The organism is Rhodanobacter sp. B05 (assembly GCF_002001085.1).
Lineage (GTDB): Bacteria > Pseudomonadota > Gammaproteobacteria > Xanthomonadales > Rhodanobacteraceae > Rhodanobacter.
Genome location: NZ_MUNU01000010.1, coordinates 89466 through 107015, shown reverse-complemented (window position 1 = coordinate 107015; position 17550 = coordinate 89466). Strand labels below are relative to the sequence as shown.

Annotated in this window: 14 protein-coding genes; 5 read left to right on the top strand and 9 right to left on the bottom strand. The window is 64.8% G+C overall.

What is annotated here, in order from left to right; all coding sequences use genetic code 11:
* Window positions 1–26 precede the first annotated feature (26 nt).
* The 9 genes from B0E47_RS16995 to B0E47_RS04365 all read right to left on the bottom strand — a co-directional run bounded on the left by B0E47_RS16995 (window position 27) and on the right by B0E47_RS04365 (window position 14532).
* Window positions 27–275: a hypothetical protein gene (locus B0E47_RS16995; RefSeq protein WP_168171003.1), complete on the bottom strand. Its 249-nt coding sequence runs from the start codon at window positions 273–275 to the stop codon at window positions 27–29.
* Window positions 272–2110: a hypothetical protein gene (locus B0E47_RS04400; protein ID WP_077512788.1), complete on the bottom strand. Its 1839-nt coding sequence runs from the start codon at window positions 2108–2110 to the stop codon at window positions 272–274. Before B0E47_RS04400 ends, B0E47_RS16995 begins: the two co-directional genes overlap by 4 nt.
* The gene (locus B0E47_RS17095; RefSeq protein WP_077512787.1) at window positions 2107–3873 is read right to left on the bottom strand and encodes a tetratricopeptide repeat protein; all 1767 of its coding nucleotides are present in this window, start codon (window positions 3871–3873) and stop codon (window positions 2107–2109) included. The genes B0E47_RS04400 and B0E47_RS17095 overlap by 4 nt, the downstream gene beginning before the upstream one ends.
* Window positions 3866–5620 (bottom strand): hypothetical protein, encoded by a 1755-nt coding sequence (locus B0E47_RS04390; protein ID WP_077512786.1) that lies wholly within the window; start codon window positions 5618–5620, stop codon window positions 3866–3868. The genes B0E47_RS17095 and B0E47_RS04390 overlap by 8 nt, the downstream gene beginning before the upstream one ends.
* Window positions 5613–7538: a hypothetical protein gene (locus B0E47_RS17090; RefSeq protein ID WP_077512785.1), complete on the bottom strand. Its 1926-nt coding sequence runs from the start codon at window positions 7536–7538 to the stop codon at window positions 5613–5615. Before B0E47_RS17090 ends, B0E47_RS04390 begins: the two co-directional genes overlap by 8 nt.
* On the bottom strand, window positions 7535–9532 hold the full coding sequence (locus B0E47_RS04380; RefSeq protein WP_254422816.1) for a tetratricopeptide repeat protein: 1998 nt from the start codon (window positions 9530–9532) through the stop codon (window positions 7535–7537). The genes B0E47_RS17090 and B0E47_RS04380 overlap by 4 nt, the downstream gene beginning before the upstream one ends.
* A 79-nt stretch (window positions 9533–9611) precedes the next feature.
* Window positions 9612–11285 carry a hypothetical protein gene (locus tag B0E47_RS04375; protein WP_139351328.1) on the bottom strand — a complete coding sequence of 558 codons (1674 nt, stop codon included), beginning with the start codon at window positions 11283–11285 and terminating at the stop codon, window positions 9612–9614.
* Entirely contained in the window at window positions 11282–13105 is a 1824-nt protein-coding gene (locus tag B0E47_RS04370) for a tetratricopeptide repeat protein (RefSeq protein WP_139351327.1), read from the bottom strand. Before B0E47_RS04370 ends, B0E47_RS04375 begins: the two co-directional genes overlap by 4 nt.
* Window positions 13106–13539: 434 nt before the next feature.
* Window positions 13540–14532, bottom strand: coding sequence for a pteridine-dependent deoxygenase (locus B0E47_RS04365; protein WP_077512781.1), 993 nt, complete (start codon window positions 14530–14532; stop codon window positions 13540–13542).
* 92 nt (window positions 14533–14624) lie between these two features.
* Between B0E47_RS04365 and B0E47_RS04360 the strand changes: the two genes are divergently transcribed.
* The 5 genes from B0E47_RS04360 (at window position 14625) to B0E47_RS04340 (ending at window position 17549) form a co-directional block, all read left to right on the top strand.
* Complete coding sequence (locus B0E47_RS04360) at window positions 14625–14894, top strand: phosphopantetheine-binding protein (RefSeq protein ID WP_077512780.1); 270 nt, start codon at window positions 14625–14627, stop codon at window positions 14892–14894.
* A gap of 100 nt (window positions 14895–14994) precedes the next feature.
* Window positions 14995–15714, top strand: coding sequence for a xanthomonadin biosynthesis protein (locus B0E47_RS04355; protein ID WP_254422802.1), 720 nt, complete (start codon window positions 14995–14997; stop codon window positions 15712–15714).
* The gene (locus B0E47_RS04350) at window positions 15711–16013 is read left to right on the top strand and encodes a hydroxymyristoyl-ACP dehydratase (protein ID WP_077512779.1); all 303 of its coding nucleotides are present in this window, start codon (window positions 15711–15713) and stop codon (window positions 16011–16013) included. Before B0E47_RS04355 ends, B0E47_RS04350 begins: the two co-directional genes overlap by 4 nt.
* Window positions 16010–16966 (top strand): acyltransferase, encoded by a 957-nt coding sequence (locus B0E47_RS04345; RefSeq protein WP_077512778.1) that lies wholly within the window; start codon window positions 16010–16012, stop codon window positions 16964–16966. Before B0E47_RS04350 ends, B0E47_RS04345 begins: the two co-directional genes overlap by 4 nt.
* On the top strand, window positions 16893–17549 hold the full coding sequence (locus tag B0E47_RS04340; RefSeq protein WP_077512777.1) for a LolA-related protein: 657 nt from the start codon (window positions 16893–16895) through the stop codon (window positions 17547–17549). The genes B0E47_RS04345 and B0E47_RS04340 overlap by 74 nt, the downstream gene beginning before the upstream one ends.
* Window position 17550 lies beyond the last annotated feature (1 nt).

The window sequence follows — 17550 nt, the reverse complement described above, 5'->3', positions numbered from 1 at the left end:
CTTTGCGTAATACGGATCGGTGGTCTTCATCTTCTTGACCACTTCGATAAATCGCGCCTCGCAGCGGATCCGGCATAACGAAGCGCCAACGCGTGGCGGTCCCCGTGACCGGCGATCGCATCGGTCAACTCGCGTCCCCGCGCGGCGGCGCTCGGATTCAGCACCCCGGCGAGCCGCTCCAGCATGGCGCGTGCGCTGGCGCCCGCGTACAGCACCGCAGCGCGCCACACATTGCGGCGTCGCAATTCGAAAAAGGGGGACGGTCTGACGTTCATCGGCAGACGAATACGTCGGAGCTTTGGGCCGGCGCGGGTGTGCACAGGTCCGGCCAGCCGAACTGTTTCCAGTAGGCGACCATGCCGATGCGCTGCGCGAAGCCCTGGAACGCGGGATCCTGGCGCGCCTTGCGCGACCACGGCTCCGGCTGCCACAGCCAGTTGAGATAGGCATCCGACAAACCGCTGCGGCCGTGCTCGAAAAGATCGAACGAGTGCGCCGGATCGCCCAGTTGCAGCAGTATCGTCGGCGCCCAGTCGTCACCCAGATGCGCATCGAGGATTTTCAGTGCGATTGCGCGCTGCGTAGCCTCGCCATAGGTGCCCCGATAGATCGTCTGCAGATCGGCGCGGGAAATCTTCGTGCCCATCTGGCTCGTCGAGTTGGCGAACTCCCGGGCCGAGCCCGCCATGTCGCCATGCGCGGCGTCATAGAACTCCAGCATCAGCGCACCGAACGGCGAATCCGTCACGCCGGTGCGATGGATGTAAGCCAGTGCGCCGGCCTGATCGCCCTCGCGCCAGCGCAACATGCTCTTGTAGAACAGCAGCAGGACATTGGCGGGGTCGTCGGCCAGCGCCGTATCGATCCGCGCTTCCGCATCATGCGTGTGACCCAATGCCGCCAGCTCGTTGGCGGCCCAGTAGTTCACCGCGGAACTGCCGGGCGCCAGTTGCATGGCGCGCTGCATCGGCTCGACCATCGCCACGTAATGCCGCTGCGAGAACTGGTTGTAGCTCAGCGTCGCGTAGGCTTCCGCGTCACCCGGATCGAGCACGAGCGCGCGATGCGCGGCATCATCGGACATTTTCCAGCTCGCCTTCCAGTCGCCCCCCGTGTACTGCGGCACGACTGCATACGCGACTGCCATTTTCGACCAGGCGCGCGCGAACTTCGGATCCAGCGTCGTCGCCTTTTGCAGCAACGCGATTGCCTGCGGCAGACTGTCTCCGACGCGCTTGTTCACCAGTGCCTGCGCGGTGACGAAATCCGCATAGGCGTCCGCGCTGGTGGTCGCGATCGGGACCAGCCGCGCCTGCTCGCTGCCGGTCAGGACGATCTTCAGATGATCGGTGATGGCGCGCGCGATGCGCTCCTGCACATCGAAGATGTTGCGCATGTCGCCGTCGTAACTCTGCGACCACACTTCGAATCCATCGCCGGTGCGGACCAGTTGCACGCTGATGCGCACCGCATTGCCCTGCGTGCGCACCGAGCCTTCCAGCACGTTGGCCACGTCCAGCGCCTTGCCGATGGTGCGCAGGTCGGCATTGTGGCTGCCGTAATAGAACGATGAGGCGCGGCCTGCGACTTTCAGGCCCTGCACCTTCGCCAGCGCATTCAACAATTCCTCGGCCATGCCGGCGGAGAAATAACCGTGGTCGTGCGCGGGGCTGAGATCGTCGAACGGCAACACCGCGATCGACTTCGAGGAGATATCCGGCGCGATGCCGCCGCCGTCCAGCCCGGCGCCTCTTCGCCACACGAACGTGTTGGTCAGCAGCAGCACCACCGCGACGACCAGCACCGCGATGATCCACTTGTCCAGCTTGCGGCCGGTCGAATGCGCGACCGAATCGCCGGGCGCGATTTCGCTCTCGCGCTTCAGGCCTTGCGGCGTGAATTCGTAGAACCACGCGAAGGCGATCCAGAACGGAAAGCCGATGACGCCCGCGATCACAAACCAGCGCGCGATCCATTCGTAATCGCCGAACAGCGGCAGCAATTGCGCGAGCCCTTGCGCCAGCGCCCACACCGCGCCGGCGTATAGCACGCCCGCGCGCAGCACGTTGCGGCGTTGGAGTTCGGCGAAAAAAGACGGCCTCGCGCTCATGGCGAATGCGCTCCCTGCCGCGCGTACGGCAAACCCATCCGCGTCAGCGCCGCCTTGAAACGCGTTTCGCCGCGCACCGGGTCGAAGGCGGGTTGCCAGACGTTGTCCTGTCCGAACATCACCTCGTTGCCGATGTGTTGCAACGCGTCCAGCGCATCCTCGCGATCGCCCAGCAACATCAGCCACTTGATCCGCGCGGGTTGGGTCAGCCGCTGATGCGCATCGGTGGATGCCGCAAGAACCGCGCGCGTCGCCGCGGCGCGCTGTGCCGGATCGGCAATGCCATTCACCAGCAGCATATACACGTCTGGATTTTCGCCGGCGAGCCTGGCGCCGATATTCAATTGCGATTTCGCTTCCGCATAGCCGCGCAGGTAAGTCGCGACATCCGCCGCGATGAAATGGCCGAGCGCGTAGTCGGGATGAAGATCGGTCACGCGCCGGATTTGCGTCTGCGCATCGTCGAAACGGTGCAAGGCGGTGAGCACGTTGGTACGCGTGGCCCCGATGATTCCCGACAGCGGATCGAGTTTTTGCGCGCGATCGATTTCCGCCAGCGCATCCTGCAGCCGTCCCGCCGCGAGCAGGTATTGGCCATATTGATCGGCGGCCTCGGCGTCTCCGGGCGCGATCTTCAATGCTTTCCGGAACGCCTCATCCGCTTCGGACCACCTCCACAGCACGCGATAGTGCATCGCAAGCGCCACGTAAGCGGAGGCTGTGTCGGGATCTATCTCCAGCGCGCGTTTGGCGGCTGCTTCGCCCGCAGCCGCAGCCGTCGCCTGCGGTTCCAGGAAATAGTGAGGCAGCAGCAACTGCGCCTCTGCCAGCGCCGCCCAGGCCTGCGCGTAGTCCGGATCAATCGCCACCGCCTGCTGGAAATCGGCAACCGCTTCGCGCAACGCGGGACCGCGCGCCGCAATCAACGGCAGACCGCGCAGATAAAAATCGTGTGCTCGTGGATCAACAGCTTTCCGGGCGACCAGCGATTGACCGCTTCCGCCCGCGAATTGAACTTGCAGCTTGTCCGCGATGGCCTTGGAGATTTCATCCTCGACCGCGAAGATGCTGGTGAGCTTGCGGTCGTATTTTTCCGACCACAGGTGGTAGCCGCTGCGGGTGTCGATCAACTGCGCGGTGATGCGAACCTCGTCACCGGATTTCTGCACGCTGCCTTCCAGCACCGTCGCGACATCCAGCACTTCGCCGACCTTGCGCAAATCCTCGGCCTTGCCCTTGAACGCAAATGCGGAAGTGCGCGCGGCCACCTTCAGGTTCGGCAACTGCGCCAGCGCATCGAGGATTTCCTCGGTGATGCCGTCACTGAAATAATCGTTCTTCGCATCGCCGCTCATGTTGACGAACGGCAGCACCGCGATGGATTTGGCGGGAATCGGAGTGACGGGCGCAGTTGCGACAGCTTCCGGATTGCGCTGCGCTGCAGCCGGGCTAATCGCGGATGGCAGCACGCGTTCATAACGCCACAGCAAGCCGCCGCCGATCGCCAGCAGCAGCGCGAGAATCACGATTTCCGTGCCGCTGACGCGCTGCGCGCCGCGTTCGCCGTGGTACCACGCCAGCACCAGCGCGACGAGAAAGCCGATCGCCAGCGCGAGGATCAGCAGCTTCTCGATCTGGTCGGGCCACCCGAATCTCTGCGCGATGACATCCAGTACCTGGATCACCGCAAATGCAAACGCGATATACGCCAGCGCCCACTGCACCAGCTTGCGTTGCTTCAGGCGGGCGATAAACTCAGCCATGCGTGTTTTCTGCCGCTTTGTACGGCAGTCCCATCTTCTTCAGCACCGCCTTGAAACGCGGATCGTTGCGGATGGAATCCAGACCCGTGCTCCAGATCTGCATCGGCTCGGGAACGGCATGATCCGCTGCAAGGTCTTCCAAAGCGTCAAGAGCGCGATCGCGTGCGCCCAGTAAAGCCAGAAACTGCGCGAACGCAAACGAGTTGCTGCGCAGCGCGACAAATGAAGGCGAGGAAGACGTTTCGAGCTCCTGCACCACTCTTCCGCGCAGCCCCGGATCAGCCATGCCGCGTACAAGCAGCTCTGCCGCGTCGGGGCCGAAGCTTGATTGTGCGTGCACCATGGCCTGCGAAAAACGGCCAGCTTGCGCATCTGTAATCGTAGCGATGGTGTGAGCCAACCGGAAGTTCGGGTCGATGGCCAGGGCGCGGCCAAGTTGCGAGCTGGCTTCCTGGTTACGACGCAACGCAAACAATGTGCCAGCGCGCATCGTCGCAACGATCGCCGACAAGGGATCAAGCTCTTGCGCGCGTTCGAACTCCGCTTCAGCGCGCGTGAACTGGCCACAAGCAAACAAGTACTGTGCGTACTGGTCGATCGCTTCTGCATCACTTGGTGCCAGTGCCAATGAATGCTGGAAAGCAACATTGGCCTGTTCCCATTGCCAGCGCCTGAGATAGAGGACCCCCAAGGTTCCGTATGCCGATGCTGTACGTTCATCCAGCGCCAGCGCGTGTTGCGCGAAGGACATCGCGCGTACCTGCGCAGTTGACAGATCCGCAAGCCCGTAGCTCGGCAACAGCGCTTCAGCGTCCGCCATCGCCCCCCAAGCCTGCGCAAAATCCGGATCGATCGAGACCGCCTGCTGGAAGTCCGCGACCGCATTCCGCAAGCCAGGGCCGCGCGCGGCGAGCAATGTCAGTCCGCGCAGGTAGAAGTCGTGCGCACGTGGATCGACGGTCTTCTGCACGACCAGCGGTTGCGCGCTGTTCCATTGCACGCGCAGCTTATCGGCAACCGCGTTGGAGATTTCATCCTCGACCGCGAAGATGTTGTTCAACTTGCGATCGTAGTTCTCCGACCACAGTTGATAACCGCTGCGGGTGTCCACCAGTTGGACGGTGATGCGCACCTCGTCACCGGATTTCTGGATGCTACCTTCCAGCACCGTCGCCACGCCGAGCACCCTGCCAACTTCGTGCACGTCGCTTGCATTGCCCTTGAACGTGAAGGCAGATGTGCGCGCGGCCACCTTCAGGTTCGGAAGCTGCGCCAGCGCGTTGAGGACTTCTTCGGTGACGCCGTCACTGAAGTACACCTGCTGCGGATCGCCGCTGAGGTTCGCGAACGGCAGCACCGCGATGGATTTGGCGGGGATCGGAACGGCTTGCGCTGTCGCGATCAGCCCCGGATTCCGCTGCGCTGCATCCGGGCTACTCGTTGATGGCGACAGACGCTCGTAACGCCACAATAACGCGCCACCGATCGCGAGCAGCAAAGCAAGGATCAGCAACTCGGTTCCGGTGACGCGCTGCACGCCGCGCTCGCCGTGGTACCAAGCGAGCACCAATGCGACCACGAAACCCAGGGCGATGATCGCGAACGCAACGCGCATGACGCCGTGCGGCCAGTCGTAGCTGTCCGCCGCGAGCCCAAGCGCCTGCAACAGCGCCCATGCTGCGGCGAGATAGGCCAGCGCCCACTGCACCAGCTTGCGTTGCTTCAGACGTTGCCAGAGATCAGTCATGCACGCGCGCCTTTGCCGCCGCTGCGGCAGAAACCGGCGGCGAACCATGGTGCGCTGCGCGAGCGGGATACTTTATGGTTTCAGGCGGCGGCCAACGCAGTCCGGATTCGGCGAGCAGCGCCTTGAAACGGGGCGTGGCGTCCAGGTCGAATGGCGCGCCGCACTGACATTCGGTGACGACAATGGCAAGCAGCAGTCCGCCCGCCGGTCGCGCGTCCAGTGCAGCGGCATGGCGATCGGCTTCCGCGCGATCACCGGATAACGCCGCCACCACCGCATCGGTGACGTCCCAACTCTCGAACTTGGAGCTGTTTCGATCCACTTTTTGCAGACTGGCGTTGAGCTTTGCCGGATCCGTGCCAGCCGCCTCGCCCACGATCAGTTGCGCGATGTAGTACCCATCTCCGCTGGGTTCCATCGAGTCCAGCGTGGCCTGGGCTTCCGCAATCCGCCCCAGCATGGTCAGCGCAATGGCCTGGGATGACGTCGGCGTGGGGCCGCCACCAAACGTCGTCTCGGCTTTTGCCCATATGTCCAGCGCGCGCTGGGGATGACCGGTCGCCAGTGCCGCCGATACGCGCGTGTGGTAGTTGATGCCGTTCAGCGGGTCGCAGACATTGACGCGCGCGCCGAGATTCTCGATCAGGTCGCCATAGCCGAACGCGCTGGCGAATACCGGCATCCAGTTCGGTGCGCTGCAACCCGGTTGCTTGAGTGCGGTTTCGATGCGATCGGCCAAACCGTGCCAGTCGTCGCTCAGCATCTGCCGTTCGGCCAGTGCCAGGTCGCGCTGCTGCGGATCGGGGCTGGTGGCACCTGCGCGTTCCAGCGTGTGAAGGGCGGCGCGCTGGGCATCGAGGAGTTCCGCACGGCTGCGGCCATCGGACATCAGCGTGTGTTCGTAAAGATCCGCTTCGGCGTAATAGGCAAAGGAGAAGTCGGGGTCCAGCGCGGTGGCCTTGTCGAACTCGACATTGGCCTGCCGCAGTCCATCGATCAGGTTGACACCGGGTTTGGCATGCGCGTCGATGTACAGCTTCCAGCCTTTCTGATAAGCGATGAAGGCATCCACGTTTTTCACGCCGGCCGCACGCATGCGCGCGCGCTGCTTGTCGTCCAGCACGACGTTGAGCACGCCGGCGACCTGCTCGGCAATATCCAGTTGCACGGCCAGGCTGTCGGTTACCGTGCGATCGTAGGTCTGCGACCACAGCTGGGTACCGTCGGAGGCGCGGATCAGTTGCGCCGTGATGCGCGCCCGCTCGCCTTCGCGCCGCACGCTGCCTTCCAGCAGGTTGGCCACGCCCAGCCGCCGGCCGATCGTGGGCGAGTCCACGTCCTTGCCCTTGAACTGGAACGAGGAAGTGCGCCCGATCACGCGCAGGCCGTCGATGCGCGCCAGCGAGTTGAGGATTTCCTCGGACAAGCCGTCCGAGAAGTACACATTGTCCTTGTTGTCCGACAGGTTTTCGAACGGCAGCACGGCGATGGATTTGGCCGGGATGGCCGCGGCGGCCGATTGCGCTTGCGCGTTGCCGGCGGTTGATGCAGCGGAGGTCGTCCTCGGCATCGCTTGCGCAACAAGTGTGGTCGAGGTTTCCGTGACGTCGCGATTTGCCGAGACACCAGCAAACTTCCACAGCAAGCCCCCACCTACCGCCAGCACCAGCGCGATCAGCAGCAACTCCGTGCCGCTGGCGCGCTGGCGACCTTGGTCGCCGTGATACCAGGCCAGCAGCAGGGTGACGAAGAATCCGATGCACGAAGCGATGATCAGGATGCGCTCGACCGAATCCGGCCAGCCGAACTTCGCCGCCACGATGTCGACGCCTTGCAGCAGCGCGAATGCGAACGCGACGTAAGCCAATGCCCACTGCACCAGTTTGCGCTGCTTCAGGCGCGCGATGAACCCGGTCACGGCAATGCTCCGCTTGTTGCTGCCATTGACTGCACGCCGGAATATTTCGTGAGCAACGCCTGGAACCGCGGATCACTGCGCAACGGGTCCCACACCGGATCGAGCTTCAGGCGGGTCACGCTCATGACCTCACCAGCCGGGATCGCCATCAGTTGGTCGATCAACTGGAGCGCCTGGTCTTTCGCGCCCGCGTGGGCTTCCACCTCGGCCAGCCCCGCCAGGGCATACGCGCCGAAGTAGGCGTCCCTGGAAAGTGACATGACTTCCGATGCGCGACGCGCGGCGGCTATGGCATCCGCGTTGCGGCCCAGGCACACGTCCACCCACGCGACCTGCTGGAGGTCGCCGATGACATCGGGATGCTTCGCAAGTGCCGCGTCGAGTAATGGCTTCAATTGCGAGCAGTCGGGCTGGATCGCCGCTTGCCGCCCTGCGACAACCTGGATGGCCACGCGTGCGGATCGGCGGGTGAGCCGCCCCGCATCAGTGTCGACCGGCGCCGAATCCCATGCGCTCGACGCCGCATCAAAATGGCGTTCGAATACATCCGGGTAGACGATCGGATTGATCAGCGCAACAATCTCCCCGGCTGCAATGGGTGTATCGAGTCGCCAACCGGGCAAGGGATCGTAAGCCTTGCGTGCACCCGGAGCATCGCCCAATCCGATCAGGCGCGTTCTCCAAAGTCCATCCTTGTTGTCGGTCTTGCCTGGCTCGATCGCGAGTGCGCGCGTCAATTGCCGATCCGCTTCCCAATATCGCCGCATGATGCACAACGTCCAACCATACTGGCCGAGCAGGTAGGCGTCGCGCGGCGAGATCAACAGCGCCTGTTGCAGGGTTGCCAGCGCTTGCGGCCACCGGCCGCGGCGGCGATCGATGAACGCCAGCCCTCCAAGCGCCTGCGCATTGTTGGGCGAGAGTTGCAGCACGCGCTCGAATTGCGCGGCGGCATCGGCATAGCGGCGATAACCCCAGTAGTAATAGTAGCCGAGCGCCAGATGTGCATCCGGCAGGTCGGGCGCAATCGCCAGGGTGTGGTCGATCGTCGCCTTGACCTTGGCCAATGCTTCGTCGTTCAGCGGCGCGACAAACCAGTGGCCGACCATCTGCCAGTAGGCAAGCCGGGCATAGGCGAGCGCGAAGCCCGGGTCGAGCACGATCGCCCGGCGATAGTCGTCTTCGGCGAGCTTGAAGTCCGCGGCGTTCTGGGAATCGAATGCCTTGTTGGCCTGGTATTCCGCCTTGAAGAACCAATCGTAAGCGGCAGGGTTTTGCGTCGGGATCGCGGCGACGTTCTGCTGTTCGGTGTTCGTCAGTCTGGCCTGCAAGGCATCGGCCACCTTTTGCGCGACCTCGCCTTCGACCCCGAAGATGTTGTCCAGTGTGCGCGTGTAACTCTCGGCCCACAGATGGTTGTCGCTGCGCGCGTCGATCAACTGAACATTGATCAACACCTGATTGCCCGCTTTCTGCACGCTGCCTTCCAGGATCGTGGCGACGTCCAGTTGCTGCGCGATGGTCTTGAGGTCATCAGGGTGGCTGGCGTACTTCATGGTTGAGGTGCGCGAGATGACCTTGAGGTCGCCGATGTCGGCGAGCTTAGTCAGGATCAGGTCCTGCATGCCGTCGGCGAAGTAGGCATTGTTCTTGTCCGCGCTGAGATTCTCGAACGGTAGTACGGCGATGGATTTGGCGGGAATCGGCATCGCGGCCGCCACTGCCCGCGTAGACGGAACTTGCGCGGTCGCCATGGCGGCAGCCGAAATCGGAATGGGTCGCGGTGCTTGCGCGTAGCGCCACAACAAGCCACCGCCAACCGCCAGCAGCAATGCGAGAATCAACAACTCCGTTCCGCTCACCCGCTGCACGCCACGTTCGCCGTGATACCACGCGAGTACCAGCGTCGCGAAAAAGCCGACGGCGAGTGCGATGATGATGAAGCGCTCGACTGGGTCGGGCCAGCCGAAGCGCTGCGCAACAACATCGACCACCTGGATCAACGCGAACGCTGCGGCGATGTACGCCAGCGCCCACTGCACCAGCTTGCGCTGCTTCAGCCGTTGCAGGAACTCAGCCACGCGATCGTCTGCCCAGATAACGCCGCGCTTCATCCAGTCCCGGTAAGCCCGCATCGGCGACGTGCCAGATTTTCACGAGCCGCTGGTAGGTGGCGGCGGCAGCCGCGGTGTCGTGGCTCGCGGCTTGCGCCCGCGCCAGCCCCAGCAATGACTGCGTCCGGTTGGGCGCTTTCTTGAGCGCCGTCTCGAATTCGGTGCAGGCAGCCGCCGGTTTGCCCGCCGCGAGCAGCAATTCGCCGAGCAGTTCGTGCGGCGGCTTGACCGGCGCCGGCGGTCCGAAGTCGAAGGCCATATGGTCGTAACGCTTCGCGGCGGCACGCACGAGGTCCAGCGCATGCGCGTCATCGCTGCGCTTGCTCGCGAGTAATCCGTCGAGATCGTCGCGCAGGATCTTCAGGTAACCGGTTTGCTGTGGGTCATCGGGATTCGGCGGCTGGGTCGTCGCGGCCAGCTTGTCCAGGGCAGCCAGCGAGGTTTTCGCCAACGCCGCATCGCCACGTTCCGCAGCGGCATAGCCGATGGCGAAGTCATTCCACCCCGCCTCGCCGCCAAGCGTCGATGTGTCGATTCGCATCTGCGCCGCAGCGCCATTCCAATCATGCAACTCCACCACCGCCGTCGCGCGCATCTGCATCAGCGACCATTGGAACTGATCGCGGAACATCGCGGCCTGCTTCTTGTCCATCCCGCGCAACGCCGCGGTACCGGTGCGCCGGCACGCTTGCAGCAGGTTCTCCGCATCGTGCTGGCGTCCCTGCTGGAAATAGGCGTATTCCAGCCATTCGTCGTAATGGAAACAACGCACCTGCGGTTTGCCTGCCGCCTTCTCGTGCGCGTACATCACGCGCGTCGCGTTTTCGTTGGCCGTGACCACGTCGTCCCACATGCCCAGTGCCATGAAGATATGCGAGGTCATGTGCTGGGCATGACCTGCGTCCGGCGCGATCTTCGACAGTGCGCGCGCCGCCACCAGCGCACCGGCGGCGTGCTGCGGGTCGTCCATGCCATGGATCCAGTAATGCGCCGCGCCCGGATTCTGCGGATTGAGCTTGAAAATGTGCCTGGCAATCGCGGCCGCGCGCAGGTACGTCGGTACGTCGCGCACGCCTTCGCCGCGACCGAGCAGGGCGAGTGCATAAAACAACTGCACGTTGTTGTCGTGTGGATACGCCGCGGCCAGTCGCCGCATCGCATCGCAGTAGCGCGTATCGCGTTGCCGCTTGTCGCCTGCGCCGAAATACAGAATGTTCACCGTAGCGAGATAGGCTTCCTCGCGCGCGCTCGGTGCGCGGGCTTCGCGCGCCGCTTCCGTGGTGCCGAGTTTGCGCAGCGTGGCACGGCCGGCGGCCAGATCGAGTTCGTTCCACACCGGATGGTTGTAGGTCATCGCCTCGCCCCAGTAGGCCATGGCGAAACCGGGATCGAGTTTCTCGGCCTGCTGGAACGCCGCGTCCGCGTCCGGGTACTCGAACAGATGCAGCAACAGCAGGCCGCGCGCAAACGCGGTCTGCGCGGCATCCGATTCTGCGGAGGTTGGGAATGTCACCGTTCCCAGCCCCGCGATGGTCTGCGGCGTCGTGCCCCGTTCCGCCCACGCCATCGGCGCGAGCGCCATCGCAACGATCGCGACCGACATCAGAACGCCACACCGGAGCCGCGTGTTCATGGTGTTGTTCCTTGTTCAATGAGGGTGCCGGAAGCCGACGGCGTGGCGCTGGCGTATTTCTTCAGCAGCGCCTGGAAGCGTGGGTCGTGGCGGATCGGATCCCAGGCGGGGTCGAGCTTGAGCAGCGGCACCGAGATCACGCCACCGGCTGGCATCGCCAAGAGTTGGTTCAACAGCTTGATGGCCGCAGCCGAGTTGCCGATGCGGGCATTAACCTCCGCGAGAGCAGCCAGTTGTTGTGGCCCGTCGAGTGCATCTTTCGTGACGGGTTGCAGTGCAACCGCGCGTTGCGCCTCGTGGATGGCATGATCGTTCTCGCCCAGACCGGCCAGCACGAGGGCAAGATGGGTATGCAGGACCGCATTGTCCGGCGTGGCCTTGATCCAGGCTTCGAGTTGTGTGCGTGCTGTCGCAAAGGCCGTGCGCGCTTTCGCAGTGTCGCCTTGTGCCTGATACGCCTGCGCCTGATACAGCGCGTGTGGGTAATACCGGTTGGCGAACCATGCGGCCGGCGCCCTGACAATGACAGCCAGCGCCGCCGCGTAATCGCGTTGGTAAAGATCCTGCCAATACCACGCATCCGAAAGTATCCCGGATGACGCGACTGGCGTCGGCGCCGCCTGCAGCACTTCGCGCGCGGCCGCCAGATCACCCCAACCCAACTGCCATGTGCTTGCCAAGTTGGTCGCCACGGACACGTTCGCCGGGTCGCGCGACGCTGCACCCTGCAAGGTATCCCGCGCCTCGGCATAGTGGCGCTGCGCGATGTAGTAATCGGCGAGATTGTTGTCCAGGAAACCGAGCGCGCCGTTGCTCTTCGGCGCAAGCCGGATGGCGCGCTGATAGGTGGTCACCGCCTCGGCGAAACGGCCGGCGCCGCCGTAAGAATTTCCAAGACCCGCAAGTTCCCCAACGCCGGGATGCAGCCGTACGGCTTCCTGGCCTTGCTCGATGGCTGCGGCGGTGTCGCCATTGATGCCCAGCACCAAACCGAGAGTTCCATGCGCGTGGGCATCGTTCGGATTCAGCGCCAGCGCATGGCGCGCGGCGGCTTCTGCCTGCGGGATACGGCTACGGTCGCCATAGTCGTCATATTTCAGGTACGCCAGTGACAGCAGATCCCAGGCATCGCCGAAATCGGGGTCGAGTTGCGTGGCTTGGTCGGCCAGCGCGGCGGCATGCTCGAGCTCCTGCTTGTCGTAGGTACGGTTGGAATCACCCAGGTAATAATCGGCCTTCAGGAAGGCGTCGAGGGCGGCCTTGTTGTGGGTGGGCACCTTTGCGATGGCCTGCACCTCGGCCGGCGAGAGTTTGGCATCCAGCGCATCGGCGACTTTCTGCGCGACTTCACCCTCGACGCCGAAGATGTTGTCCAGTGTGCGTTGATAACTCTCGGCCCACAAATGATTGTCGCTACGCGCGTCGATCAACTGCACGTTGATCAGCACCTGGCTGCCCGCCTTCTGCACGCTGCCTTCGAGAATCGTCGCTACGCCCAACTGCTGCGCGATGGCTTTCAGGTTTTGCGGATGGCTGCCGTACTGCATCGTGGAGGTGCGCGAGATGACTTTCAGATCGCCGATGTCCGCGAGCTTGGTCAGGATCAGATCCTGCATGCCGTCGGCGAAATAGGCGTTGTCCTTGTCCCCACTCAGATTCTCGAACGGCAGCACGGCGATGGATTTGGCCGGGATCGACATTGCGGCTGCGGTTGGGACTGGCACGGCTTGCGCGGTCGCGACGGCGGCAACTGAAACCGGAACGGATAAAGGCGCTTGCGCATAGCGCCAGAGCGCTCCACCGCCGATCGCCAGCAACAACGCCAGAATCAGCAACTCGGTTCCGGTGACCTTCTGCACGCCACGTTCGCCGTGATACCAGGCGAGCACCAGCACGACAAAGAATCCGACCACCAGTGCCAGCGTAATGCCGCGTCGGATGCCATCCGGCCAACCGAATTGCTGCGCGATGATGTCGAGCCCCTGCAGCAACGCAAATGCCCCGGCTGCATAGGCCAGTGCCCATTGCACCAACTTGCGTTCTCTCAGTCGAGCGAAGAACCCTTCCACTGCCGCCCCCTGCCCCGATGCTGCGGCGAGTATAGAGCGGGCGATTCGGCAGCGCGGGTCAAATGATGGTCATGAGCGGGATGGAGGGGTCGCGGGAAGCGTGGGCAAAGACACCGAGGCTGACGAACCTCGGCAAACCAGGCTTGATGAAGTGCCATTCGCAGCGTCGCTCGGCCGCCTCTGTATCAGGCGTAGCGCCAACCATCGATCTCCACCAGCAGCTCGCTGCGGCAGATGTCGCCGTGCAGCAGCAGCACCGGCACGCCGGGCAGGCGGTGCTGCAGGAACGCGCGCACGCGCGGGGCGTCGGCAGCGTGGCGTACGTAGGTTTTCAGTGGCGAGCGGGTATCGAAGCCGGCGGCCATGCCGGCGCTGGCCAGCAGCGCCTCGAGGTTGGTCAGGGTCTCCTCCAGTTGGGCGTCCAGATCGTCCTGATGCGCCGAGGCGTGGCCGACCACCGCCGCGGTGCCGGAGATTGCCAGCGCGTCGCAGGCCGGCAGGATCATCGCGCGGGCGAAGCTGGGCGCCGTGCGACCGTACTGGCGGGGGTAGCGCCAGGCGCTGACCTGGCGCGGGTTCTCCACCCGGCTGCCGGAGCGATCGCAGGCCAGCAGGTAGACCTGCAGCCGCTGCGCCGTGTCGCGGTGGCCGATCGCGGTGGCGGCCGGGAAACCCTCGGCGAAGAAGTTGCCCATGCCGGCGGCACGACCCTCGCAGAAGCGCTTGTAGCGTTCCGCGTCGCCTTCGCCTTCGTTGATCGCGCCAAGATAGTTCCACACCCGCAGCACATGCTGGGCGCCGCGCGCGTCGACGAAGCGATGCAGCAACTCGTAGGCCAGCTTCGCGGTGGCGCAGGCGCCGCCATGCGCGAGCTCGTCCAGTTCGATCGCGGCGAACAGCCAGCCGCCGCCGGCCGACCAGCGCAGCGCGCCCTCGACGCCGCATTCCACCGGCGCGTCGACCTGCCACAGCTCCAGCGGCGCCGGGGCATCGAAGCTGTCCAGTGCGACTTCCAGATAACGCGGATCGGCGCTGGCGGGAGCGGAGCTCGAGAAGCCGAACACGGCGAGAGTTCCGGGTTCGTCCAGCACCGTCGCCGCCTGCGCCATGCGATAGGACACGCGCGGTGCCCGCCGCACCTGCGCTTCAATCTGAGGGGTTTCACATCCCTGAACCATGCTCGACAACCGGGACCGACAAGGGCGCTATGTTACACTCCGGCGCCACTGCCACCGGGGGGAGGCAATGCACTTGACGTACGGAATCGAGCATGGCGGAACAGACTGCGGCGCAGCACGAATTGGCCACCCTGGTCGTGGAATGCCTGAATCTCGACAGCGTCGATCCGACGCAGATCGACCCCGACGCCCCGCTGTTCGGCGGCGAGCTGGGACTGGATTCGATCGACGCGCTGGAAATCGCCCTGGCGGTCTCCAAGCGTTACGGCTTCCAGCTGCGTTCGGACAATCCGGAAAACCGGCAGATCTTCGCCAGCCTGCGCAACCTGTCCGCCCACGTCGAGCAGAGCCGCGCCGGCTGAGGCCGACGGTTCGCTGGCGTACTCTTTTCGTCTTCGTCACGCCATGTTGCGCGATCGGTGGCAAGCTGCCGCCTGCGGTCAAGCCCAGGTGGATTCCGGCGTGAACCAGGCCATGCCCAACCACGCAGCGACCACGCGGCGTTATGCGTTGCTGTTGCTGCTTGCCTATCCCGTGCTGGCGATTGCCGGCGCGGTGACGCAGCGGCAGATTTTCGCGTTGCTGGCGCTGGTGTTGCTGCTGACCGTGGTGATGCTGCCGCGTCTGCTGTCGCATCGCGTGTTGCCCTGGCTGGCGTGGCTGGCCATGCTCGCCGGCATCTGGATGTTGTCGCGCCATGGCGTGGCCGACCTGCTGCTGGAGGCGGTGCCGATCCTGATCAACGCGCTGCTGGCGTGCTGGTTCGGGCGCAGCCTGGGTACGGCCGAGCCGCTGGTGGCGCGTTTCGTCGTGGCGATCGAGGGGCCGGAGCGGCTGCGCCAACCTGGCGTGCTGCGCTATGCGCGTCAGGTCACCTGGTTCTGGACGCTCCTGCTCGCCGCTCAGGCCCTGCTGCTGACGTTTTTGCTGCTGTGCGCATCGCACAGCGGCCTGTTGTTGCGTGTCGGCGTGACGCCGCCGCTGCAGGTTCCCGAGCGCTGGGCCGCCGCGTGGCTGCACCTGGGTTGCTACGTGCTGCTAGGCGTCGCGTTCGGACTGGAATATATCTACCGTCGCTGGCGCCTGCGTCATCTGAGCCATCCCGGCCTGCACCAGATGCTGCTGCAACTGGCGCTGCACTGGCCGCAGCTGCTGCGCGGCCACCGCGCGGTGGCGCCATGAGTGATTACGCGCAGCCGATCCGTTTCGACGGCGCGCATCCCGCGCTGCCGGGGCACTTCCCGGGCCGACCGCTGGTGCCCGGCGTGCTGATGCTGGAGCAGGTGGCGCTGGCCTTGCGCGCCTGGCGCGGCGAGCGGCTGAGCCGGGTGATCGAGGCAAAGTTCATGGCGCCGCTGCTGCCGGATGAGTCGGCGCAGCTGCAGTTGAGCCAGGTCGGCGCGGATACGGCGCGGATCGGATTCAGGATAGAGCGCGCAGGCACCTTGCTGGCGCGCGGCATCGTCGAGGGAACGGCATGAGCGAGCACGAACATTGGCAGAGCCGGCCGGAAGGTGGTGGCCGCTTCGCGATCTGGCTGATCCGCGCGATCGCGCTGCATGGCGGGCGTCGGCTGGCGCGGCTTTGCCTGTATCCGATCACCGGGTATTTCTACCTGCGGCGTGGGCCGGAGCGACTGGCGTCGGCGCAATACCTGCAGCGGGTGTTCGGCCGGCCGGCCACGCCATGGCAGGTACTGAAACACATCCACGCATTCGCCGCCACGATACTCGATCGAGTGTTCCTGCTGGCGCACGGCGAGCAGCCGTTCGAATTGGAGACGCAGGGGCTCGATCTGCTGGACGAACGCATCGCGTTGGGTCGCGGCGTGCTGCTGTTCGGTTCGCATCAGGGCAGCTTCGAGGCCTTGCGCGCGATCGGCGCGCGGCGGCCGGCGATGCCGCTGCGGGTGGTGCTGGACAAGCAGAAGACCCCGGCGATGACCGAGTTGCTCGAAGCGCTGGCGCCCGAGGTGGGCGCCTGCGTGATCGATGCGGCGCAGGATGGCACCAGCATCGCGCTGGCGATGGCCGAAGCCTGCCACCAGGGTGCGGTGGTGGCGATGCTGGCCGATCGCGGCCGTGGCCATGAAGTGCTGCGTCGGGCCGAGCTGCTGGGCTCGCCGGCGCCGTTCCCGGTCAGCCCATGGCTGCTGGCACATACGCTGCAGGTTCCCGTGGTGCTGTGCTTCGGCCTGTATCTGGGCGGCAACCGCTATCGTCTGGTGTTCGAGCCGTTCAGCGAACGGGTGCAGATTCCGCGGCATGATCGGGGGCCGGCGCTGGATGCGCTGATCACGCGTTATGCGCAACGGCTGGAACATTACATCCACGTCGCTCCCTACAACTGGTTCAACTTCTATGATTTCTGGCAAGACATGCCTGCTGCTGAGCCTGCTGCTGCCGTGGTGGACGGTCACCGCGTCGGCGTCTGAGCCGGCGGCTGCATCGTCTTCGTCGCAAGCGCTGATCGCTGCCCTCGGCCAGCCGGCACCCGCGCATACGGCTTTTGCCGAAGCGCGCTTCCTGCAGGTGCTGGATCGGCCGCTGGTGGTATCCGGGCAATTGTCCTGGCTCGGCGGCGACAAGCTGCAGCGGCGCGTCGATCACCCGCAGCACGAAACCGCGACCATCGCCGACGGCGAAGTGACCCAGCAGCGCGACGGCAAGTCGCCGCGGCACTTCTCGCTGAAGCGCGCGCCGCAGTTGCAGGTGCTGCTGGACAGTTTCGTGGCCTTGCTCAGCGGCGATGCCGCGCGCCTGCAGCAGGCATTCGAGATCCGGCAAGGCGGTGATGCGGTCGGCGCATGGACGCTGACCCTGGTGCCGCGCGATGCGCGCGTGGCGAAGACTGTCGCCAGCATCCGCATCGACGGCGTGGGCAGGCAGTCGCGCTGCATGCACATGCAGGAGGCCGATGGCGATCTGGCGGTGGACCTGCTCGGTCCGCTGGCGGCGAAGATGCCGGCCGAGCCCACGCGCGAAGCCTTGCAGGCGCTGTGCCGGGGCAAGCCCTGAC

Excerpts from the sequence above, each read along its gene's own strand:
- B0E47_RS16995 (WP_168171003.1), bottom strand. The coding sequence starts at position 275 with ATGAACGTCAGACCGTCCCCCTTTTTCGAATTGCGACGCCGCAATGTG.
- B0E47_RS04400 (WP_077512788.1), bottom strand. The coding sequence starts at position 2,110 with ATGAGCGCGAGGCCGTCTTTTTTCGCCGAACTCCAACGCCGCAACGTG.
- B0E47_RS17095 (WP_077512787.1), bottom strand. The coding sequence starts at position 3,873 with ATGGCTGAGTTTATCGCCCGCCTGAAGCAACGCAAGCTGGTGCAGTGG.
- B0E47_RS04390 (WP_077512786.1), bottom strand. The coding sequence starts at position 5,620 with ATGACTGATCTCTGGCAACGTCTGAAGCAACGCAAGCTGGTGCAGTGG.
- B0E47_RS04375 (WP_139351328.1), bottom strand. The coding sequence starts at position 11,285 with ATGAACACGCGGCTCCGGTGTGGCGTTCTGATGTCGGTCGCGATCGTT.
- B0E47_RS04365 (WP_077512781.1), bottom strand. The coding sequence starts at position 14,532 with ATGGTTCAGGGATGTGAAACCCCTCAGATTGAAGCGCAGGTGCGGCGG.
- B0E47_RS04360 (WP_077512780.1), top strand. The coding sequence starts at position 14,625 with ATGGCGGAACAGACTGCGGCGCAGCACGAATTGGCCACCCTGGTCGTG.
- B0E47_RS04350 (WP_077512779.1), top strand. The coding sequence starts at position 15,711 with ATGAGTGATTACGCGCAGCCGATCCGTTTCGACGGCGCGCATCCCGCG.
- B0E47_RS04345 (WP_077512778.1), top strand. The coding sequence starts at position 16,010 with ATGAGCGAGCACGAACATTGGCAGAGCCGGCCGGAAGGTGGTGGCCGC.
- B0E47_RS04340 (WP_077512777.1), top strand. The coding sequence starts at position 16,893 with ATGATTTCTGGCAAGACATGCCTGCTGCTGAGCCTGCTGCTGCCGTGG.